Raw genomic sequence first — 19662 nt, forward strand, 5'->3', positions numbered from 1 at the left:
GACCGGTCTTACCGCCGGACGTCACTCCGGCGCGAGGTCGGGCGCGCGATCAGGCGCGTCCGGCCGTCTTCTGGGTCTTGCGCGTCACCGAGTCGATCACCACGGTAGCCAGCAGCACCGCGCCGGTGATCATGTACTGGATCGGCGTCGCGATGCCTTCCAGAGCCAGACCGTACTGGATCGAGACGATGACCATGACGCCGAGGAGGGCGTTCCAGGTCCGGCCCCGGCCACCGAAGAGGCTGGTGCCGCCGATGACGGCCGCCGCGATCACGTTCATCAGCAGGTCGCCGGCGCCGGCGCTCTGGTTGGCCGCCGCGATCTTGGAGGCCCAGAACAGGCCGCCGATCGCCGCGAAGGTGCTGGAGATCGCGAAGACCGTGATCCGGATCCGGGTCACGTTGATGCCCGCGCGGCGGGAGGCCTCGACGCTGCCACCCAGTGCGAAGACGTTGCGCCCGAAGGTCGTGCGGCGCAGCAGGAAGTCCGTGACGACCAGGGCCAGCAGGAAGAGCACCACCGCGAGCGGCAGGCCCTTGTACTGGTTGAACAGCACGGCGGGGCCGAAGGTGCACAGCGCGAGCAGGCCGGTGCGCAGCAGGATCTCGGCGAGCGGCCGGGAGGGCATCCCGGCGGCCTCGCGACGCCTCGCGTCGAGGAAGGCCGCGAGGAAGTAGCCGGCCACCGCGAGCGCGGCCAGCCCGTAGGCGACGGCCACGTCCGAGAAGAAGTACGTGGTCAGCTGGCCGACCACGCCGTCGGAGTCGATGTTGATCGTGCCGTTGCTGCCGAGGATCTGCAGCATCGCACCGAGCCAGAAGAGCAGGCCCGACAGGGTGACGGCGAAGGCCGGGGCGCCGACCTTGGCGAAGAAGAAGCCGTGGATGGAGCCGATCAGGGCGCCTCCGACGATGGCCGCGAGGATGGCCAGCCATTCGTTCACGCCGTGGGTGACGGCGAGGACGGCGACGATCGCACCCGAGACACCGCTGACCGAGCCGACCGAGAGGTCGATCTCGCCGAGCAGCAGCACGAAGATGATGCCGATGGCGATCATGCCGGTGCCGGTCATCGTGATCGCGATGTTGGTGAGGTTCTCCGGGGAGAGGAAGTTCGAGTTCAGCCCCTGGAAAATCGACCAGATCACGATCAGGCCGATGACGACCGGGAGGGAACCCAGGTCGCCGGCCTTCATCTTGCGCTTGAACTCGCCCCAGTAGCCGGCGAGCCCCTCCTCCCGCACGAGCAGGCGGGGGTCCACGGCCGGGATCGCGTCGTGCGCGGCCGCCGGGTTGACCGGGTCGATGTGCTCCTGCTGGTCGACGGAGCCCTTATCCAGGGGGTTCTGGGTGCTCACTTGCCGGCCTCCGAGGTGCGGGCCGCCCGGCGGGTCACGGCGTTGTCCGTGGCACCGGTGATGGCGGAGATGATCTCTTCCTGCGAGGTGTCGGCGACGTTGAAGACACCGTTGTTGCGGCCCAGCCGCAGGACCGCCACCTTGTCGGCGACGGCCTTCACATCGGCCATGTTGTGGCTGATGAGGATGACGGCGTGGCCGCGCTCGCGCAGCCGCTCCACCAGGTCGAGGACCTGTGCGGTCTGCTCGACGCCGAGGGCGGCGGTGGGCTCGTCGAGGATGACGAGCTGGGGCTCGCCCAGCATGGAACGGGCGATGGCCACGGTCTGGCGCTGACCGCCGGAGAGTGACGCGATGGGGATCCGGACACTGGGGATCCGGATGGACAGGGTGGTCAGGAGCTCGCGGGCGCGCCGCTCCATCTCCACCTCGTCGAGGATGCCGAAGCTCTTGAGCTCTCGGCCGAGGAAGAGGTTGCCGACGACATCGATGTTGTCGCACAGCGCGAGGTCCTGGTAGACCGTCGCGATGCCCAGGTTCTGGGCGTCGTGGGGCTTGCCGATGGAGACCGGACGCCCTTCCCACTCGATGACACCTTCATCGATGGGGTGCACGCCGGCGATCGTCTTGACCAGCGTGGACTTTCCGGCGCCGTTGTCGCCGACGAGGGCGACCACTTCACCGGAGTGGATCTCGAGTTCTACGTCGGTCAGGGCCTGAACGGCGCCGAACCGCTTCGAGACCCCTCGCAACGCCAGCACGGGCGCAGCGGACACATGAACCATCTCCTTCGCCGCCTGACCGGCGGGGATGTCGTGCAGAAGAGCAGGAGCGGGATGAATGGGGGAACGTTTCTGCCCGGCGCCCCGCCGGGTGGCGGGGAGTAAGTGGCGGGGCGCCGGTCAGGCACGGGGGCCGCCTCGGGGAGGCGGCGGGGGCCGCTACTTCAGGCCGGCGGCGGCGCAGGCCGCCGCGTACTTGTCGGTGCAGATCTCGTCCACCGAATAGACGCCGTCCTTGACGACGGTGTCCTTGATGTTGGCCTTGGTGAGCGAGACGACCGGGATCAGGACGGCTGCGACGCCCTTGGTGGTCGGGCTGTCGACCGTGGACGTGGAGCCTTCGGCCTTCCCGCCCTTGGCGAGGGCGACGGCCATCTTCGCGGCGGCCTCGGCCTCGGGGGCGTACGGCTTGTAGACGCTCATGAACTGCTCGCCCGCGACGATCCGCTGCACACCGGCGAGTTCGGCGTCCTGACCGGTGACCGGCGGCAGGGGGGAGACGCCGGCGGCCTTGAGGGCGGTGATGATGCCGCCGGCCATGCCGTCGTTGGCGGAGTAGACGCCGATGACCTTGTCCTTGCCGAGCGCGGAGAGCGCGGCCGCCATGTTGGTGTTGGCGTTCTCCGGCTTCCACTCGACGGTGTCGTACTCCTTGCCGACGTTCACCTTGCCGTCGAGCACGGAGTGGGCACCGGACTTGAAGAGCTTGGCGTTCGGGTCGGTGACCGAGCCGTTCATCATGACGACCTGGCCGTCCTTGGCCTTGTCGCCCAGCGCCTCCAGCAGGGCCTTGCCCTGGACCTTGCCGACCTCTTCGTTGTCGAAGGAGGTGTACGCGTCGATCGGGCCCTCGGCCAGGCGGTCGTAAGCGACGACCGGGATGCCGGCGTCCTTGGCCTTCTTGACCGAGCCGGCGATGGCCTTGGAGTCCACCGCGTCGATGATCAGGACGTCCACCTTGTTGGTGATCATCGTGTCGACCTGGGAGTTCTGCGTGGTCGCGTCCTGCTTGGCGTTGGCGTAGACGACCTCGCCCTTGCCACCGGTGAGTTCGGCGATCTTCTTCTCGATCAGCGGCTTGTCGAACTTCTCGTAACGCGCGGTCTGGTTCTCCGGAAGGAGCAGACCGACCTTGATCGCATCGCCCTTGGCAGCGCCGGAAGACGCCTTCGTCGTGTCGCCGGCCTCCTTCGCACTGCCACAAGCGGCGAGCGAAACGGCCATGGCACCAGCGGCGACAGCTACGGCGGCTCTGCGCATACGCGTGTTCATTACTTGAACCTCCCTGACGAGGCCGCAGCGGCGCGGCCGAGGTGGATGTGAGTCAACCCCGGCCGCGTTTTGCCGTCAAGGAGTGAATTCTTAACGAGATGACAACGGTGCCATTCGTTATCTACCTGAAGGCAAGACGGCTGGAGCTCGCACTCCACTTCCATGGTCTGACAAAAGTGTCGAATCGCCCATCTCGCTGAGGACGAGCGCCAGCGCGCCGAGCACTTCGGCCCTCTCGCCGAGGTTCCCCGTCAGCACCGACAATTGCCGGGCCGCACTGGGGATCGCGTACCTTCCCACCGATTCGCGGATGGGGGCGAGGACGAGTTCGCCGGCTTCCGCCAGCGAGCCACCCAGCACCACCCGACTGGGGTTCAGCAGGTTGCACAGACTGGCCACCCCGCTGCCGACGTGCCGACCCACATCCGTGATCACCCGGCGACAGCCCGGGTCCCCCTCACGGGCCAGTTCGACCACCCTCTCCATCGTCAACTCGGGGCCGTGCGTGCCCTGGAGCAGCGGCAGTACGTACCGGGCGGCCGCGAAGGTCTCCAGGCAGCCGCGGTTGCCGCAGCGGCAGACCGGGCCCGATTCGTCCAGGGTGATGTGCCCGATCTCGCCCGCCGTGCCGCCGGGTCCGCGGTAGATCTGGCCGTTGATCACGAGGCCCGCACCCACGCCGCTGGCCACCTTGATGTAGGCCAGGTCCTTCACTCCCCGGCCGCTCCCCCAAACGAGTTCGCCGAGGGCGCCGAGGTTCGCGTCGTTGTCCACGTACACGGGCACCCCGAGGCGCTGCGAGAGTTCCTGGCGGGGGTTGATGCCCGCCCAGCCCGGCAGGATCGCGGTCGAGCCCAGGGTCCCGGACTCCACGTCGATCGGGCCGGGCACGCCGAGTCCGACGCCGATGACCTTCTCCAGCCCCACGCCGATGTCCGCGATCAGCCGTCCGACCAGGGCCTCCGCCCGGTCGAAGCCGTCCGCCCAGGACGCATCGACGTCCAGCGGCTCGGTCTCCTCGGCCAGTACCTGGTGGGCCAGGTTCCCCACCGCCACCCGCAGGTGTGTGTGGCCGAAGTCGACACCGATGACGATGCCCGCGTCGCCGCTGAGCGAGACGCTGCGCGCCCGGCGACCGCCGGCCGAGGTGTCGGTGACCTCGACGGTCCCGCCGTCCTTCAGCTCCCGGACGATGTTGGAGACCGTGGCCGCCGACAGTCCGGTGGCGCGGGCGATCTCCGCCTGGGTCAGCGATCCCGCGAGCCGCACCGCCCGCACGACCCGTTCGAGATTCGCGCGGTGCAGCGACGACTGCGATCCGGGAGTCTGCACGACTCATCCACTCCTGCCCATTAGCGACGGCCAGCCGTCGCCCCCCGGCCGGGGCACGTCACGGCTTCACGCTCCGAGACCCGGCATCTCTCCAACTTGTGAACCTTAAGTCGAGCCTTTGCACATCCAGACGTCAAGAGGCTGACGCGGCATGAAACGGCCACTACTGACCTAAAAGGGGAGAGAAGCGGCCCCCTGGATCGTGTTACGGTCACTGGGACGCCGATCTTCTGTGGCCTTTCCGGCCGGATCGGGCGTTTCGTAATGACCGCGCTACACAAGGAGGTGTTCGGGATGAGTCCCGATCGAAGTCCTTGCAGCGCTCTCGTCGGTTGACCTTGTGACCGGCTGACCTTTCCCTGCGTACGCACGGCAGCGGTGGACCGCTGTCCCCGTGCGCGCTCGCGTTGCTGCGCGTTCCTTTCTTCCACACTCCCTTCCTTCCGCATGCCCTGCCAACTCCGCCGGGCGTGCGTCATCCGTGCTCGTCGGCGTGGACGCGGCCCCTCGGGGTCCCCGTGCGCCGACCCCTGATCACTCCACGTGACCGATCGGCTCCGCGCTGCCCGGACACCGTGGAGGGAGGTATTCGCCATGACCATGCTCACCCCCCGTACCCCGACCACGCTCGCACCGCCGGGCCCCACCCGTCGCGAGCGCAAGGCCGCCGAGCTCCAGGCCCGCACCCGGCTCGTCGGCGAGCGGCTGGCCGCGATCAGCGCCCGCTCGGGCGTCCAGGTCCTCCAGGAGGTGGACACCTCCCCGGCCGGCCTCACCCACGATGAGGCCGCGCTGCGCCTGGAGCGGCACGGCCCCAACACCGTCGCGCACGAGCGTGCCCCCCGCTGGCACCTCCAGCTGGCACGGGCCTACTGCAACCCCTTCATCGCCGTCCTGGTCTTCCTGGCGGCGGTCATGTACTGGCAGGACCCCGCGGACCCGGGCGTCGTCATCCTCTCCGTGATGGTGGGGATCAGCGGTCTGCTGCGGTTCTGGCAGGAGTTCCGCTCGGGCCGCGCCGCCGACGCGCTGAAGGAGCTCGTCACCACCACGTGCAAGGTGCAGCGCCGGCCCGGCAGCGGCTCCGCTCCCGCCACGTTCGAGGTGCCCATGGACCAGGTGGTCCCGGGCGACGTGGTCAAGCTGGCGGCCGGCGACCTGATCCCGGCCGACCTGCGCATCGTCACGGCCAAGGACCTCAATGTCAGCCAGGCCGCGCTGTCCGGCGAGTCCCTGCCGGTGGCCAAGGCCGACACCCGTGCACAGGACCTCGGCCAGCAGGAGACCACCGACCCCGTGGAGGCCGACAACCTGGCCCTGATGGGCACCTCGGTCACCTCCGGCACCGCCGTCGGGGTCGTGGTCGCCACCGGCGCCGACACCTACTTCGGTTCGATGGCCGGCTCGCTCGTCGGCGAGCGCCCGCAGACCAACTTCAACACCGGCGTGCGCCGGGTGAGCTTCCTGCTGATCCGCTTCATGCTGGTGATGGTCCCCGTCGTCTTCATGATCAACGGTTTCACCAAGGGCGACTGGGACGAGGCCTTCCTCTTCGGCATCGCCGTCGCCGTCGGGCTGACCCCCGAAATGCTGCCGATGGTCGTCTCCGCCAACCTGGCGCGCGGCGCGGTCGCCATGTCCCGGCGGAAGGTGGTCGTCAAGCGGCTGGGCGCGATCCAGAACCTGGGCGCGATGGACGTGCTCTGCACGGACAAGACCGGCACCCTCACCGAGGACCGGATCGTCCTGGACCGCTACCTGGACGTGCACGGAAACGAGGACGGCGAGGTCCTGGAGTACGGCTACCTCAACTCGCGCTTCCAGACCGGCCTGAAGAACCTGATGGACCAGGCGGTCATCGACCGCGTGGACGAGGCCGAGGAGGTTGTCGTCGACGCACGGTTCTCGATGGTCGACGAGATCCCCTTCGACTTCGCCCGGCGCCGGATGTCCGTGGTCCTGGACCGCAATTCCGTGGTCGGCGACTTCGGCCGCCACGAGCACATCATGATCACCAAGGGTGCCGTGGAGGAGGTCCTGGACCTCTGCACCCACATGAGGGACCGCGGTGCGGAGGTCGAGCTGACCGAACAGCTGCGGTGGCACGTCACCCGGATCGCCGAGGACAACAACCGGCGGGGCCTGCGGGTCCTCGCCGTCGCCACCCGCACGATGGACACCCCGCGCGAGACCTACTCGGTCGCGGACGAGGACGGGCTGACGCTGGTCGGCTTCCTCGCCTTCCTCGACCCGCCGAAGGCCGACGCCGCCCGGGCCCTGACGGGCCTGGCCGACAAGGGCATCGCGGTCAAGGTCGTCACCGGCGACAACGACCTCGTCGCCGCCCGGGTCTGCGCCGACGTCGGCATCGACGTCGGGCAGGTGGTGCTCGGCCCCGCGACCGACGCCCTCGACGACGCGGAACTGCGCCGGCTGGCCGCCCGTACGACGGTCTTCGCCAAGGTCAACCCGGTCCAGAAGGCCCGGATCGTCCGGGCCCTGCAGGCCGAGGGACACACCGTGGGGTTCCTCGGCGACGGCATCAACGACGCGGCCGCGCTGCGCGACGCCGATGTCGGCATCTCGGTGGACACTGCGGTGGACATCGCCAAGGAGTCGGCCGACATCATCCTGTTGGAGAAGGACCTGACCGTCCTGGAGCAGGGCGTCGTCCAGGGCCGGACCACCTTCGGCAACACGATCAAGTACATCAAGATGACCGCGTCGTCGAACTTCGGCAACGTCTTCTCGGTCCTGGTGGCGAGCGCCTTCATCCCCTTCCAGCCGATGCTCGCGATCATGCTGCTCGTCCAGAACCTGGTCTACGACATCGCGCAGCTGGCGACCCCTTGGGACCGGATGGACGAGGAGTACCTACGCAAGCCCCGCAACTGGGACGCCAAGGGCATCGGCCGCTTCGTGGTCACCATCGGCCCGATCAGCTCGATCTTCGACATCTCGATGTTCCTGATCATGTGGCACGTCTTCGCGGCGAACAGCGAGGCGAGCCAGTCCCTCTTCCAGTCCGGCTGGTTCATCGAGGGCCTGCTCTCGCAGACCCTGGTCGTCCACATGATCCGTACCCGGAAGATCCCCTTCATCCAGTCCCGCGCCTCCTGGCCGGTGATGGTGATGACCGCCCTCGCGGTGCTGACCGGGCTCTGGCTGCCCTTCTCGCCGCTGGCGCCCTCGCTGGGCTTCGTGGCCCTGCCGGCGAGCTACTTCCCGTGGCTGATCGGCGTACTGCTCGCGTACTGCACGCTCACCCAGCTCGTGAAGACCTGGTACGTCCGCCGGTTCGGCACCTGGCTGTAGGAGAGGGCGGAACGCGCAGAATTAATTGAACACGTTCAGCCCGGCTGGCACTATGGATCCAGGACGTCGCCAGCCGGGCGGACCGTGGGTCCGCCGTGCCACGAGGGGGGGTTGATCGTGCATCAGAAACGGTCGTACGCAGTCGTGCTGGTGGTCTCGACGCTGGTGGGACTCCTGGAGGTCGCACTCACCGTCGTGGTGGTCGTGCTGTACGTGCGGACGCAGCCGCCGCCGGACAGGGCCCCGGACTGGGTCGAGATCGGGGCGGACCTGGTCGCCACCGTGCCCCTCATCGGCTTCATCTCGTTCCTGCTGTCGCTGGTCTTCGTCCTGCCGGCGGTCGCGCTGGCCGACCTCCTCGGCCGATGGCTCGGCAGGCACGCGGCCTGGTGGTCGGCGCCGCTGATCGTGGCGGCCCTGCTGGCGCCCCCCGTCTTCGGCTACGCGGCGTACAACGACACGCAGACGCGGGCCACGCTGCTCTTCTGGGTCTCGGCCACGGCCTCGCTCTCGGCGGGCGCACTGATCGCCCTGCCCCGGGGCGACCGGCTGCTGGGGCGGGTGGCGCGGTGGGGCACGGGGGTGGTGGTGGGGACGGGGATGTTCGGCGCGCTCGGGCTGGCCGTCGGCCTGTTGCCCGCGTACGAGCCGCCGGCGATCGGACCGCAGACCATGGTCGGCCTCTGGAACGACCGCATGGGCCACGACCTGGTCTTCACCTCGGACGGCCGGGTCGCCGCCACCGGCGTCGGCAGGCGCTTCGCCTCCGACTACCCCAACGACCCGTCGCCGGGCTGCTGGGGCTCCGGGACCTGGGTCTACGAGGGCGGCCGGGACGTCCGGACGCAGAGGGTCCACATAGACATCCCGGGCTGCAACTGGCCCGCCTGGGAGGTCGGCGGCACCGCCGAGGACCCCCGGATCATCCAGCACATCGGCGGCCCGGGTTCCGGAGATCTCTACAGGCTGGACAAGGCCTCCGACAGCCCCGGGTTCGGGGGCGCTACTTCAGCGTCGCCGAGGTGAGGCCCGCCTGGATCTGACGCTGGAAGGAAAGGTAGACCACCAGCATCGGGACCATCGCGATGGTGGCGCCGGCGAACAGCACCGGCAGGTCCGTCTCGTAGCCCATCTGGTACTGGAGCTGGATGAGCCCCTGGGTGAGCATGTACCGCTCGGGGTCGGCGCTGCTCTGCGGCTGCATCAGCACGGCGGGCAGGATGTACTGGTTCCACTGGCCCAGGACGTTGAAGATCCCGACGCTGATCAGGCCGGGCTTGGCCATCGGCAGCATCACCTGGAAGAAGATCCGGGTGTCGGAGGCCCCGTCGATGACCGCCGCCTCGTGGATCGCGGTGGGCAGCGTCCGGAAGAAGGAGTGCATGAAGAAGACCGTGAAGGGCATCGAGTAGGCGACGTACACCAGGACCAGGCCCTGGTAGGTGTTCAGCATGTCGAAGCGCTTGACCATGAAGAAGAGCGGTACGAGCGCCAGGAACACGGGGAACATCGCCCCGCTGACGAAGAAGTAGTAGATGAGCCGGTTGCCCGTGAAGGGGTAGCGGGCCAGTACGTACGCGGCCATGGAGCCGAAGAGCATGGTCAGCGGGACCGAGAACACCAGCACGATGAGGGTGTTGGCGAAGTAGCCCCCGATGCCCTTCGTCCAGGCCCGCCCGAAGGCGTCGAAGTGCCAGTTGGAGGGCCAGCTCAGGGCCGAGCCGCCGATCTGCGCGTCGGTCTTGAAGGCGCCGAGCGCCAGCCAGAGCAGGGGCAGCACGATCATGATGGCCCAGACGACCAGGAAGCCGTGCGAGAAGACGTTGAGGGTCGTGCCCTCGGAACGGCGCCCCTCCCGCTTCCCCGGCCGTCCGGTGGCGCCGGACCGCTCCGGGGCCTGCTCGCCCGGAGCCTTGATCACTGTGGACGGTGTGGTCATCGTGGAACTCCCCTCAGAACTCGATGCGCTCGCGGCGGGTGGCGCGCAGCGTGATGACGGAGAGGATCATGGTCAGGGCGAGCATGACCACGCCCATGGCGCAGGCGTATCCGCTCTTGCCGAAGTAGAGGAAGTTGCGCATCAGCACGGTCGACATGACCTCGCTGTGGTGGTCGGGGCCGCCGCCGAACTGGCCCGAGGTCATGGTCGACACCAGCACGAACATGTCCATCGCGGCGATGCCCAGGTAGACCGCGGAGGTCTGCACGGAGTCCCACAGCAGGGGCAGGGTGACCTTGAAGAAGGTCTGGGCGCGCCCGGCGCCGTCGAGGAGCGCGGCCTCGTAGACGTCCTTGGGGACCGACTGCATCGCCGCGGAGAAGAGGACGAGGTAGAAGCCGACGCCGTGCCAGACGACGACGAGGAGCAGGCACCACAGGACGAGGTTCGGCTCGTTGAGCCATTCGACCGGGTGGTTCGCGTCGATCAGGCCGAGCCCGGTCAGGAAGCCATTGAGCAGGCCGCCCTCGTCGCTGCGGTAGATCGCGCCGAAGAGCACGGAGAGGATGGCGAGGGAGAGGACCTGCGGGAAGAAGTAGACGACCTTGTAGAAGCGCGAGCCGCCGACCCCCTGCACTCCGCCGGCCCCGCCGCGCCCGCCCGCGTTCACCATGAAAGCGAAGAAGAGGGCGAGGAGGATGGTGACGAGCGGGACGAACACCAGGAGCAGCAGGTTGTGCCAGAGCGCGCCGCGGAAGACCTCGTCCTTGAGCAGGGCCGCGTAGTTGTCCGTGCCGACGAAGTCGAACGTCGGTGACTGCCCGGTCCAGTTGGTGAAGGAGTAGCCGAACGTCTGCACGTACGGCCAGATGACGAAGGTCAGGTACAGTGCGAGGGGCGCGAAGAGGAAGCCGGCGATGAAACCGCACTTCCCTCTCCCCTGGGCTACGTGGCTCATGGTGTCCGTCCCCGCAGTGGTCAGCTGCGCTTGTTGTTCTTGGCGTTCGGGTCCTGCGCCGCCTTGTTCACCGCGGCCTGTGCCCGCTTGATCCACTCCTTGGGCTGGATCCGCTGCGCCATGAGCTCATTGGACGCGTTCTGGATCTCCGTGTCCATCTCGCTGTACCAGTCGGGGTAGCGATAGCTGAAGGTGTTGGTGCCCGCCGCCTTGAGCGCCTCGACCGCCGCCTGGGTGCCGGGCCGCAGCTTGACGCCCGGGTCCACGCCGTCCTTGACCACCGTGAGCGAGTTGGCCTGCTGGGCGAAAATCGTCGACCATTCCCGGGACAGCATCGAACGGAGGAATTCCAGGGCCGCGGCCTTGTTGGCGGCCTTCTCCGGGACGATGAACGGCTCGTCGACGCCGGCCCGGATGGCTGCGAGGGGCATCTTGCTGTCCGCGAGCAGGGGCACCGGCAGGAACTTCATGTCGAAGTCCTCCGGGGTCTGCTTGAGCTGCTCGTTCTCCAGCCAGGACCCGCAGGGGATGAAGGCGGCCTTGTACTGGTTCCAGGCCGTCTGGGACTCCGTGTGGGTGAGGCCGTTGGTGCCCGGCATCAGCAGGCCCTTCTCGACCACCTCGTAGACCGCCTCGACCGCGGCGAGGGCGGCCGCGTTGCCCTCGAAGGCGTTCGGTTCGAGGTTGTCGATCGCCTTCACCGCGTCCGGACCGCCCTTCTTGGCGATCAGGTCCATGATGACGACGTTGATGTAGTACGGGAACTTGCCCTGGTGGGCGAGGCCGCCGATGCCCGCGTCCTTGGCCTTCGTACAGACGTCGAGGAACTCGTCCCAGGTCTTGGGCGGCGCCCAGCCCTTCTCCTTGAAGAGCTTGCCCGAGTACCAGAAGCCGAACACGGCGTACACGTACTTCAGGACGAGGTACTTGCCGCCCAGCATGCCCTGTTCGACGGCCCCGTCCACCAGGGTGTCGCGCACCTTCTTGCTCGGGTCGTCGAGCGAGGGCGCGTCGAGGACGGCGTTGAGCTCGGCCAACTGGCCGCCCTTGCCGAGCACGTCCAGCGGGATCTTCTGGGCGCCGGAGTCGTCGACGACGTCCGGCGGGGTCCCGCCGTTGAAGCGGGGCTGCAGCTTGGCGGTGATCTCCTGGGTGCCCAGGTGGGAGCTGGTGGTGCCCCACTTCTTGTCGAAGGCGGCCTCCCAGGCCTTCGCGTAGTCGTCGCCGAACCCGCCCTTGAAGACGACGACGTCCAGCTTGCCGCCCTTGGCGACGCCGAAGGGGTTCTCCTTGGTCACCGCCGCCTTGTCCGGGCCCTTCGTGGAGTTCTCCGCACCGCCGGAGGCACAGGCGGACAGGAAGCTCATCGTCGGTACCGTGATCAGTCCGAGTGCTGCGGAGCGCTTGATCAGGTCGCGGCGTCCGAGGCCCTCACCAGTGGATCCCATGCTCTTGTCCTCGCCTTCGTCAGAAGTGTGAAGGAGGCCGGAGATTCACGGTGGTGGCCGTGCACGCGGACATCACCACAGGGCCCCGCCCGTCCCCCGGCCCGGAACCACTCGTCTCGCGGTGATCCGGACGGGCACAGGTATAGTCCACTTGCGCTCGTGTGAGCAAGATCATGCACATTTATGGCCACCAGTTTTTCCGAGTTGAGACCTGTCCGTCACATGGACACGCCGCCGGACGAACGGAAGGGCCGTACCCCCTGGACGGGGGTACGGCCCTTCGGCGCCTATGCCGTGGCTCAGCCGCGGATGAGGTTCCGGAGCACGTACTGCATGATGCCGCCGTTGCGGTAGTAGTCCGCCTCACCCGGCGTGTCGATGCGGACGACCGCGTCGAACTCCACACCGGTGTCGGTGGTCACCTTGACGGTGCGCGGGGTGGTGCCGTTGTTCAGCTCCTCCACACCGGTGAAGGCGAAGGTCTCCTCGCCGGTGAGGCCGAGGGAAGCCGCGGTGGCACCCTCCGGGAACTGCAGGGGCAGGACGCCCATGCCGATCAGGTTGGAGCGGTGGATGCGCTCGTAGGACTCGGCGATGACGGCCTTGACGCCGAGCAGCGCGGTGCCCTTGGCCGCCCAGTCACGGGACGAGCCCGAGCCGTACTCCTTGCCCGCCAGGATGACCAGCGGGATGCCGGCGGCCTGGTAGTTCTGCGAGGCGTCGTAGATGAAGGAGACCGGCGCGCCGTCGACGGTGAAGTCGCGGGTGAAGCCGCCCTCGGTGCCCGGCGCGATCTGGTTGCGCAGGCGGATGTTGGCGAAGGTACCGCGGATCATGACCTCGTGGTTGCCTCGGCGGGAACCGTACGAGTTGAAGTCGCGGCGCTCGACGCCGTGCTCGGTGAGGTACTTGCCGGCCGGGGTGTCGGCCTTGATCGCACCGGCCGGGGAGATGTGGTCGGTGGTGACCGAGTCGCCCAGCTTCGCCAACACGCGCGCGCCGGCGATGTCGGAGACCGGGGTGGTCTCCATCGTCATGCCCTCGAAGTAGGGGGGCTTGCGGACGTAGGTGGACTGCGGGTCCCACTCGAAGGTGTTGCCGGTCGGGATCGACAGCGCCTGCCACTGGGCGTCGCCCGCGAAGACGTCGCTGTAGGACTTGCTGAACATGTCCTCGCCGATGGCGTTCGCCACGACGTCGTTGACCTCGGCCTCGGAGGGCCAGATGTCCGCGAGGAAGACCGGCTTGCCGTCGGTGTCGGTGCCGATGGCGTCCTTGGTGATGTCCACCTTCATGGAGCCCGCGATGGCGTACGCGACGACCAGCGGCGGGGAGGCCAGGTAGTTCATCTTGACGTCGGGGTTGATCCGGCCCTCGAAGTTGCGGTTGCCCGAGAGCACCGAGGTGACCGCGAGGTCGTGCTCGTTGATCGCCTTCGAGATCTCCTCGTCCAGCGGACCGGAGTTGCCGATGCAGGTGGTGCAGCCGTACCCGACGAGGTTGAAGCCCATCTTGTCGAGGTACGGGGTCAGGCCGGCCTTGTCGAAGTAGTCGGTGACGACCTTCGAGCCCGGGGCCAGGGTGGTCTTGACCCACGGCTTGCGGGACAGGCCCTTCTCGACCGCCTTCTTGGCCACGAGCGCCGCGGCGACCATGACGTAGGGGTTCGAGGTGTTGGTGCACGAGGTGATCGCGGCGACGGTGACGGCGCCGTGGTCGATCTCGAAGGAGGAGCCGTCGGCCAGGGTGACCAGGGTCGGGCGGGTCGGCACGCCGTTGGTGGCGGCCGGGGCGTCGGAGGCCGGGAAGGACTCCTTGCCCGCCTCGTCGTCGTCCTCGACGTAGTTGCGCACGTCCACGGCGAACTGCTCGGCGGCGTTGGCGAGGACGATGCGGTCCTGCGGGCGCTTCGGGCCGGCGATGGAGGGGACGACCGTGGAGAGGTCGAGCTCCAGCTTCTCGGAGAAGTCCGGCTCGGCGGCCGGGTCCAGCCACAGGCCCTGCTCCTTGGCGTACGCCTCGACGAGCGCGACCTGCTGCTCGGAGCGGCCGGTCAGGCGCAGGTACTTCAGGGTCTCGCCGTCGATCGGGAAGGTCGCGGCGGTGGAGCCGAACTCCGGCGACATGTTGCCGATGGTGGCGCGGTTCGCGAGGGAGGTGGCGGCGACGCCCTCACCGTAGAACTCGACGAACTTGCCGACGACACCGTGCTTGCGCAGCATCTCGGTGATGGTCAGCACCAGGTCGGTGGCGGTGGTGCCGGTGGGCAGCTCGCCGGTCAGCTTGAAGCCGACGACCCGCGGGATCAGCATGGAGACCGGCTGGCCGAGCATCGCGGCCTCGGCCTCGATGCCGCCGACGCCCCAGCCCAGCACGCCGAGGCCGTTGACCATGGTGGTGTGCGAGTCGGTGCCGACGAGGGTGTCGGGGTAGGCCTGGCCACCCCGGACCATGACCGTGCGGGCCAGGTGCTCGATGTTGACCTGGTGGACGATGCCGGTGCCCGGGGGGACGACCTTGAAGTCGTCGAAGGCGGTCTGGCCCCAGCGCAGGAACTGGTAGCGCTCCTTGTTGCGGCCGTACTCCAGCTCGACGTTCTGCGCGAAGGCGTCCTTCGTGCCGAACTTGTCGGCGATGACCGAGTGGTCGATCACCATCTCGGCGGGCGAGAGCGGGTTGATCTTCGCCGGGTCGCCGCCGAGCGCCTTCACGGCCTCGCGCATCGTGGCGAGGTCCACCACGCAGGGGACGCCGGTGAAGTCCTGCATGATCACGCGGGCCGGCGTGAACTGGATCTCCTGGCTGGGCTGGGCCTGCGAGTCCCAGCCACCAAGCGCCCGGATGTGGTCGGCGGTGATGTTCGCGCCGTCCTCGGTGCGGAGCAGGTTCTCCAGCAGCACCTTCAGGCTGTAGGGCAGGCGGGCGGAGCCCTCGACCTTGTCCAGCCGGAAGATCTCGTACGACTCGTCGCCCACCTGCAGCGTGCTGCGGGCGTCGAAGCTGTTCGCCGACACGACAGTCTCCTTCATGCATGAATTCGCGCGTATTACCGCAATCCTGCCGCCACGCCCCTTGGCCAATCCGCTAAGGTAGGGCTAAGTTAGGTAACCCTTACCAGCGGGGGCGGCTGCGGTACGCCTTTGGCAGATATCTCGATGTCGAGATAACTCTAGTACATGTCCGGGGGGAGGGACGAGGCGCGCACCCGCAGTCCTGCCGGGACCGTCAGCTGACCAGGCGATTCCGCATGCCCGGATTCGATCAGGTTGACCAGGACAGACACCGCCGAAGCGGCGATCCGCTCGGGATCGAGGGTGACGGTGGTCACGGCGGGTTCGGTCTCGGCGTACGCCGGATCCTCGCTGGCGCAGACGAGCAGCAGCCCGTCGTGCCCCGGGTTGCCGGGGAATCCCGGTATGCCGGGATTGCCGGGCGCGCCGGCCGCACCGGGTGTGCGCAGGCCGTGGCGCGCTGCGGCGGCCAGCACCTGCCGGCCCCCCGGGTCGTACACGCAGTAGACGGCGTCGGGGCGGTCCGGCCCGGCGAAGGCGGAGTCGAAGGCGTGCCCCGCGGCGTCGTCCGGGTCGAAGGGGATCAGGAGGGGAGCCAGGCCCCGCTCCGCGCACCATTGTTCGTAGGTCGAGGTGACGGCCCCGGTGTAGAACTCCCGGCCGTAGCCCGAGTGCAGTGCGATCCGCCGGGCCCCGGACCCCGCGAGATGGTCGAGCACCTCCCGGGTGGTGGCGGTGTGGTCGTTGTCCACCCACACGTCCCCCGGCCAGGGGTCGGGCGGCCGCCCGTCGAAGACCACCGGCAGACCCCGCGCCCGCAGGGCCCGCAGCACCGGGTCGCCGGCCGGGCTGTCGAGCAGCAGCATCCCGTCCACGGCGAGGGTGTGCCACAGCGGCTCGGCCCCCCGGTCGGCGGGCAGGGTGGTCAGGGCGTACCCGTGCGCGTGCGCGGCCGAGGTCGCCGCGGTGAGCCAGCGGGAGAAGTAGGCGATCCGCACGAAGTCCCAGGCGTCCCCCGCGTACGTGGTCACCGCGACCCCGAGGGTGCGGGTGCGCGGACCGCGGCGGGCTCCGTAGCCGAGCGCGCCCGCCACCTCGCGGACCCGTCGCCGGGTGGACTCGCCGAGGCGGCCGGTGCCGTTGAGCGCGTGCGAGACGGTCGCGGTGGAGACCTCTGCGGCGCGCGCGATGTCGGCGAGGGTCGGTCCTGGCGTCGGTCCCGGCGTCGGTCCCGGCGCGGGTGGGTGCTCTGGCACGCGGCCATCGTACGGATTTCGTCGCCGGAGGCGGCTTCTGGTTAAGCGGTTAATCAAACAGTGTCCTGGCCACACCAACGTTTGGAGTGGGCATGACGTCTTCTTCGCACCTTTCCCGCCGGGGACTCCTCGCCGCCGCGGGGATCACCGGGGTCGCCGGGGCCACGGGCCTGCTGGGGGCCGCTCCGGCCGCGGCCTCCCCGGCGCCCTCGGCCGCTCCCTCCCCCGGGCGCGGTTCGGCGGCCCTGGTGGTCCACCACGCCTCGGTGTTCACCGGGACCGGCGGCCGGGCGCCCGTCGAGGCCGTCGCGGTCGGCCGGGACGGCAAGATCTGGGCCACCGGCACGAACGCGGCGCTGCGCCGGTACGTGGGCCGGGACACCGAGGTCGTCGACGCCCGGGGCAACACGGTCATGAGCGGCATCCACGACGGCCACGTCCACCCGCTCGGCGCGGGCGAGCGTTCGCTGTCCCCCTCGCTGGAGGGCGCGGAGACCACCTTGGCCGAGCTCCAGGAGATCCTGACCGGCTTCCTGGCCGACACGGGCGGCGCGGGCGCGGAGCCCGACCGCTGGCTGGTGGTCGAGGACTGGAACCCGGTCGGGCTGCTCCCCGTGGGCACCAACCCCCACCACACGATGCTGGACGCGCTCCCGACCCGGCGGCCGATCGCCCTGGTCGGCGGTGACGGGCACAACCTGTGGGCCAACCAGCGGGCCCTGGACATCGCCGGGATCACGGCGGCCACGCCCGACCCGGTCGGCGGCAAGGTGGTCAAGGGCGCGGACGGGCGACCGACGGGCGTCCTGAAGGACGACGCCCAGGGCCTGGTGCGGCGGCACGTCCCCGAGCCCACCCGGGCCGACCTGGTCGCGGCGTGCGCCAAGGTGCTGGAGCTGGCGGCCGCGTCCGGGGTCACGACGATGATGGACGCCCTGGTGGGACGGCACGAACTGGAGCTGTACCAGGCCCTGTCGGCGGCGGGGAAGCTGCCGCAGCGGATCGTCCCGGCGATCCGGCTGGAGGCGGAGCAGACCAAGGACCCGGCGGGATCGCTGGCGTACGCGCAGGGCCTGCGGCGGGAGTTCGCCGGTGTACGGGGGCTGCGGTTCGGGATGGTCAAGGTGTTCCTGGACGGGGTCATCGAGTACCCGGCGCAGACCGCCGCGCTGCTGAAGCCCTATCTCGACGGACAGGGCCGGCCGACCGGCAACCGGGGCGAGCTCTACACCTCGGCGGCGGACTACGGCCGGCTCAGCGCCGCCTTCAACCGGGCGGGCTGGCAGATGCACGCCCACGGCCTCGGCGACCGTGCGGTGCGCACGGCCCTGGACGGGTACGCGTACGCCAAGCGGGTGACGGGCCTGCGGGACGCCCGCAACGCCGTGGCACACCTGCAGCTCGTGGACCCGGCGGACCTGCGGCGCTTCGCGCAGCTGGGGGTCACGGCGTGCATGCAGCTCCAGTGGGCGGCGAAGGACACCTGGACGATGGAGGCGCTCCTGCCCTACATCGGACCCGAGCGGCACCGGTGGATGTACCCGGCGCGGAGCCTGGAGCAGGCGGGGGCGCGGCTGTCGGGCGGCTCCGACTGGCCGGTGGACGCCCTCCAGGTGTGGAACCAGCTGCGGACGGCGATCGACCGCCAGGGCGCCTTCGGGGCGGGCCCGCTCTACCGCGAACTGGAGGGGCTCGGCCGGGACGCGGTCCTGCGGATGCACACGTCGGGGACGGCGTGGCAGCTGCGCCAGGAGGAGCTGACGGGCACGGTGGAGCCGGGCCGGGCGGCGGACCTGGTGGTGCTGGACCGGGACGTGACGCGCTGCCCGGTGGCCGACATCAGCGGGACGGGGGTACGGATGACCCTGGTCGGCGGCCGCGTGGTGCACGACGCGGATTCGGCGTCGGGCAGGGCGGCCTCGGCGCGGGTTGCGGGCGCCGCCTCGGGCCCGCGCCCGGCCTCGTACGCGACGGTGCACGCCGGGGGGCGCCACCACGCCTGCAAGCACTGAGCGGGGGCCGGCGGGGCGCCGATGGGGCGCCCCGCCTGGCTCAGCCCACCGCGAGGCCGTGGCGGGCCGCCCAGGAGTTGAGTGCCGCGGCGATCTCCTCGGGCCGGTCCTCGGGGCAGAGGTGGGCGGCCGGGCCGCAGTACTCGCTCTCCAGCGCCGAAACGTTCTCCTCGCACCAGGCGACCGTCTCGGGGCCGACCATCAGGGCCGGTGAGCCGTCGAAGGTGAGCAGCAGCTTGGGCACGTCCGGGCTGTCGGCCAGCCAGGCGTCGTACCTCTCGACGACGGCGTGCACATCGGCCGGATCGCCGTCGATCGGCAGCGAGCGGGCCCACCGCAGCATGGGCAGCCGGCTCCCGCGGGTCGGGTAGGGGGCGGCGTAGACGGCGCGGTCCGCCTCGCCCATCGGGTTCAGCACCGTCTGCCGGATGCTGTCCTCGATGAAGACGTTCCGGTCCAGGACCATCTCCTCCCCCACGCCCGGGGTGCGGATCGCCTCGAACCGGGCTCGCGCGGCGGGCGGGTACTGCGCCCAGCTCAGCGGCCGCACGATCGTCTCCATGAAGGCGATGCCGCGGACCCGGTCGGGGTGACGGGCGGCCCGGTCGAAGGCGAGCGCCCCGCCCCAGTCCTGACCGACCATCACCACCTCGTGGAGCCCGAGGGCGTCGAACCACGCGTCCAGGTAGCGGGCGTGGTCCTCGAAGCGGTACTCCCCGCCCGGCTTTCCGGAGCGGCCCATCCCGATGAGGTCCGGGGCCAGGACCCGGACCCCGCCCCCGATCCGGGGCAGGACGCCCCGCCAGAGGTGGGAGGAGGTCGGGTTGCCGTGCAGGAACACGAAGGGGACGCCGCCGGAGCGCGCGCCGGCGTCACCGAGGTCCTCGTAGTACATCGTCGAGTCGAGTACGTCGATCGTGGGCATGGAAGGCCCCTTCCGTAATCGTTGGCCTGACTAACGTTTGCAACACAAACGAAGC

The 19662-nt window shown here is 69.5% G+C and carries 13 protein-coding genes; 3 read left to right on the forward strand and 10 right to left on the reverse strand.

The annotated features are described in order from the left end of the window. Window positions 1-49: 49 nt before the first annotated feature. The 4 genes from ACIQK6_RS09945 to ACIQK6_RS09960 all read right to left on the reverse strand — a co-directional run bounded on the left by ACIQK6_RS09945 (window position 50) and on the right by ACIQK6_RS09960 (window position 4743). Window positions 50-1339 carry a sugar ABC transporter permease gene (locus tag ACIQK6_RS09945; RefSeq protein WP_402694678.1) on the reverse strand — a complete coding sequence of 430 codons (1290 nt, stop codon included), beginning with the start codon at window positions 1337-1339 and terminating at the stop codon, window positions 50-52. Window positions 1340-1353: 14 nt separating this feature from the next. Then, a complete protein-coding gene (locus tag ACIQK6_RS09950) occupies window positions 1354-2142 on the reverse strand; it encodes an ATP-binding cassette domain-containing protein (protein WP_030008680.1) in 789 nt (262 codons plus the stop codon). Between the two features lie 156 nt (window positions 2143-2298). After that, window positions 2299-3411 carry a substrate-binding domain-containing protein gene (locus tag ACIQK6_RS09955; protein WP_329098284.1) on the reverse strand — a complete coding sequence of 371 codons (1113 nt, stop codon included), beginning with the start codon at window positions 3409-3411 and terminating at the stop codon, window positions 2299-2301. A gap of 117 nt (window positions 3412-3528) precedes the next feature. Next, window positions 3529-4743 (reverse strand): ROK family protein, encoded by a 1215-nt coding sequence (locus tag ACIQK6_RS09960; RefSeq protein WP_402694636.1) that lies wholly within the window; start codon window positions 4741-4743, stop codon window positions 3529-3531. A gap of 594 nt (window positions 4744-5337) precedes the next feature. Between ACIQK6_RS09960 and mgtA the strand changes: the two genes are divergently transcribed. Both mgtA and ACIQK6_RS09970 read left to right on the forward strand, forming a co-directional pair. Beyond that, window positions 5338-8058 carry a magnesium-translocating P-type ATPase gene (gene mgtA, locus ACIQK6_RS09965; protein ID WP_402694637.1) on the forward strand — a complete coding sequence of 907 codons (2721 nt, stop codon included), beginning with the start codon at window positions 5338-5340 and terminating at the stop codon, window positions 8056-8058. A 117-nt stretch (window positions 8059-8175) separates the two neighbouring features. Next, a complete protein-coding gene (locus ACIQK6_RS09970) occupies window positions 8176-9084 on the forward strand; it encodes a hypothetical protein (RefSeq protein WP_329098290.1) in 909 nt (302 codons plus the stop codon). Here the strand turns inward: ACIQK6_RS09970 and ACIQK6_RS09975 are convergent. The 5 genes from ACIQK6_RS09975 to ACIQK6_RS09995 all read right to left on the reverse strand — a co-directional run bounded on the left by ACIQK6_RS09975 (window position 9062) and on the right by ACIQK6_RS09995 (window position 16670). Next, the gene (locus ACIQK6_RS09975; protein WP_329098292.1) at window positions 9062-9997 is read right to left on the reverse strand and encodes a carbohydrate ABC transporter permease; all 936 of its coding nucleotides are present in this window, start codon (window positions 9995-9997) and stop codon (window positions 9062-9064) included. The two genes, ACIQK6_RS09970 and ACIQK6_RS09975, sit on opposite strands and share 23 nt — an antisense overlap. A gap of 13 nt (window positions 9998-10010) precedes the next feature. Beyond that, window positions 10011-10955 carry a carbohydrate ABC transporter permease gene (locus tag ACIQK6_RS09980; protein ID WP_402694638.1) on the reverse strand — a complete coding sequence of 315 codons (945 nt, stop codon included), beginning with the start codon at window positions 10953-10955 and terminating at the stop codon, window positions 10011-10013. A gap of 20 nt (window positions 10956-10975) precedes the next feature. Then, window positions 10976-12403 (reverse strand): N-acetylglucosamine/diacetylchitobiose ABC transporter substrate-binding protein, encoded by a 1428-nt coding sequence (gene ngcE, locus ACIQK6_RS09985; RefSeq protein WP_329098295.1) that lies wholly within the window; start codon window positions 12401-12403, stop codon window positions 10976-10978. A gap of 299 nt (window positions 12404-12702) precedes the next feature. Further along, window positions 12703-15417: an aconitate hydratase AcnA gene (acnA, locus tag ACIQK6_RS09990; protein WP_329098297.1), complete on the reverse strand. Its 2715-nt coding sequence runs from the start codon at window positions 15415-15417 to the stop codon at window positions 12703-12705. A gap of 155 nt (window positions 15418-15572) precedes the next feature. Further along, complete coding sequence (locus ACIQK6_RS09995) at window positions 15573-16670, reverse strand: LacI family DNA-binding transcriptional regulator (protein WP_402694639.1); 1098 nt, start codon at window positions 16668-16670, stop codon at window positions 15573-15575. A gap of 92 nt (window positions 16671-16762) precedes the next feature. On the opposite strand from ACIQK6_RS09995, the gene ACIQK6_RS10000 reads away from it, so the two are divergent. Further along, entirely contained in the window at window positions 16763-18682 is a 1920-nt protein-coding gene (locus ACIQK6_RS10000) for an amidohydrolase (RefSeq protein ID WP_402694640.1), read from the forward strand. Between the two features lie 40 nt (window positions 18683-18722). On the opposite strand, the gene ACIQK6_RS10005 is transcribed toward ACIQK6_RS10000, so the two are convergent. Further along, window positions 18723-19607, reverse strand: coding sequence for a haloalkane dehalogenase (locus ACIQK6_RS10005; RefSeq protein ID WP_329098302.1), 885 nt, complete (start codon window positions 19605-19607; stop codon window positions 18723-18725). Between the last annotated feature and the right edge of the window lie 55 nt (window positions 19608-19662).

The organism is Streptomyces sp. NPDC091682, from assembly GCF_044756625.1.
Taxonomy (GTDB): Bacteria; Actinomycetota; Actinomycetes; order Streptomycetales; family Streptomycetaceae; genus Streptomyces.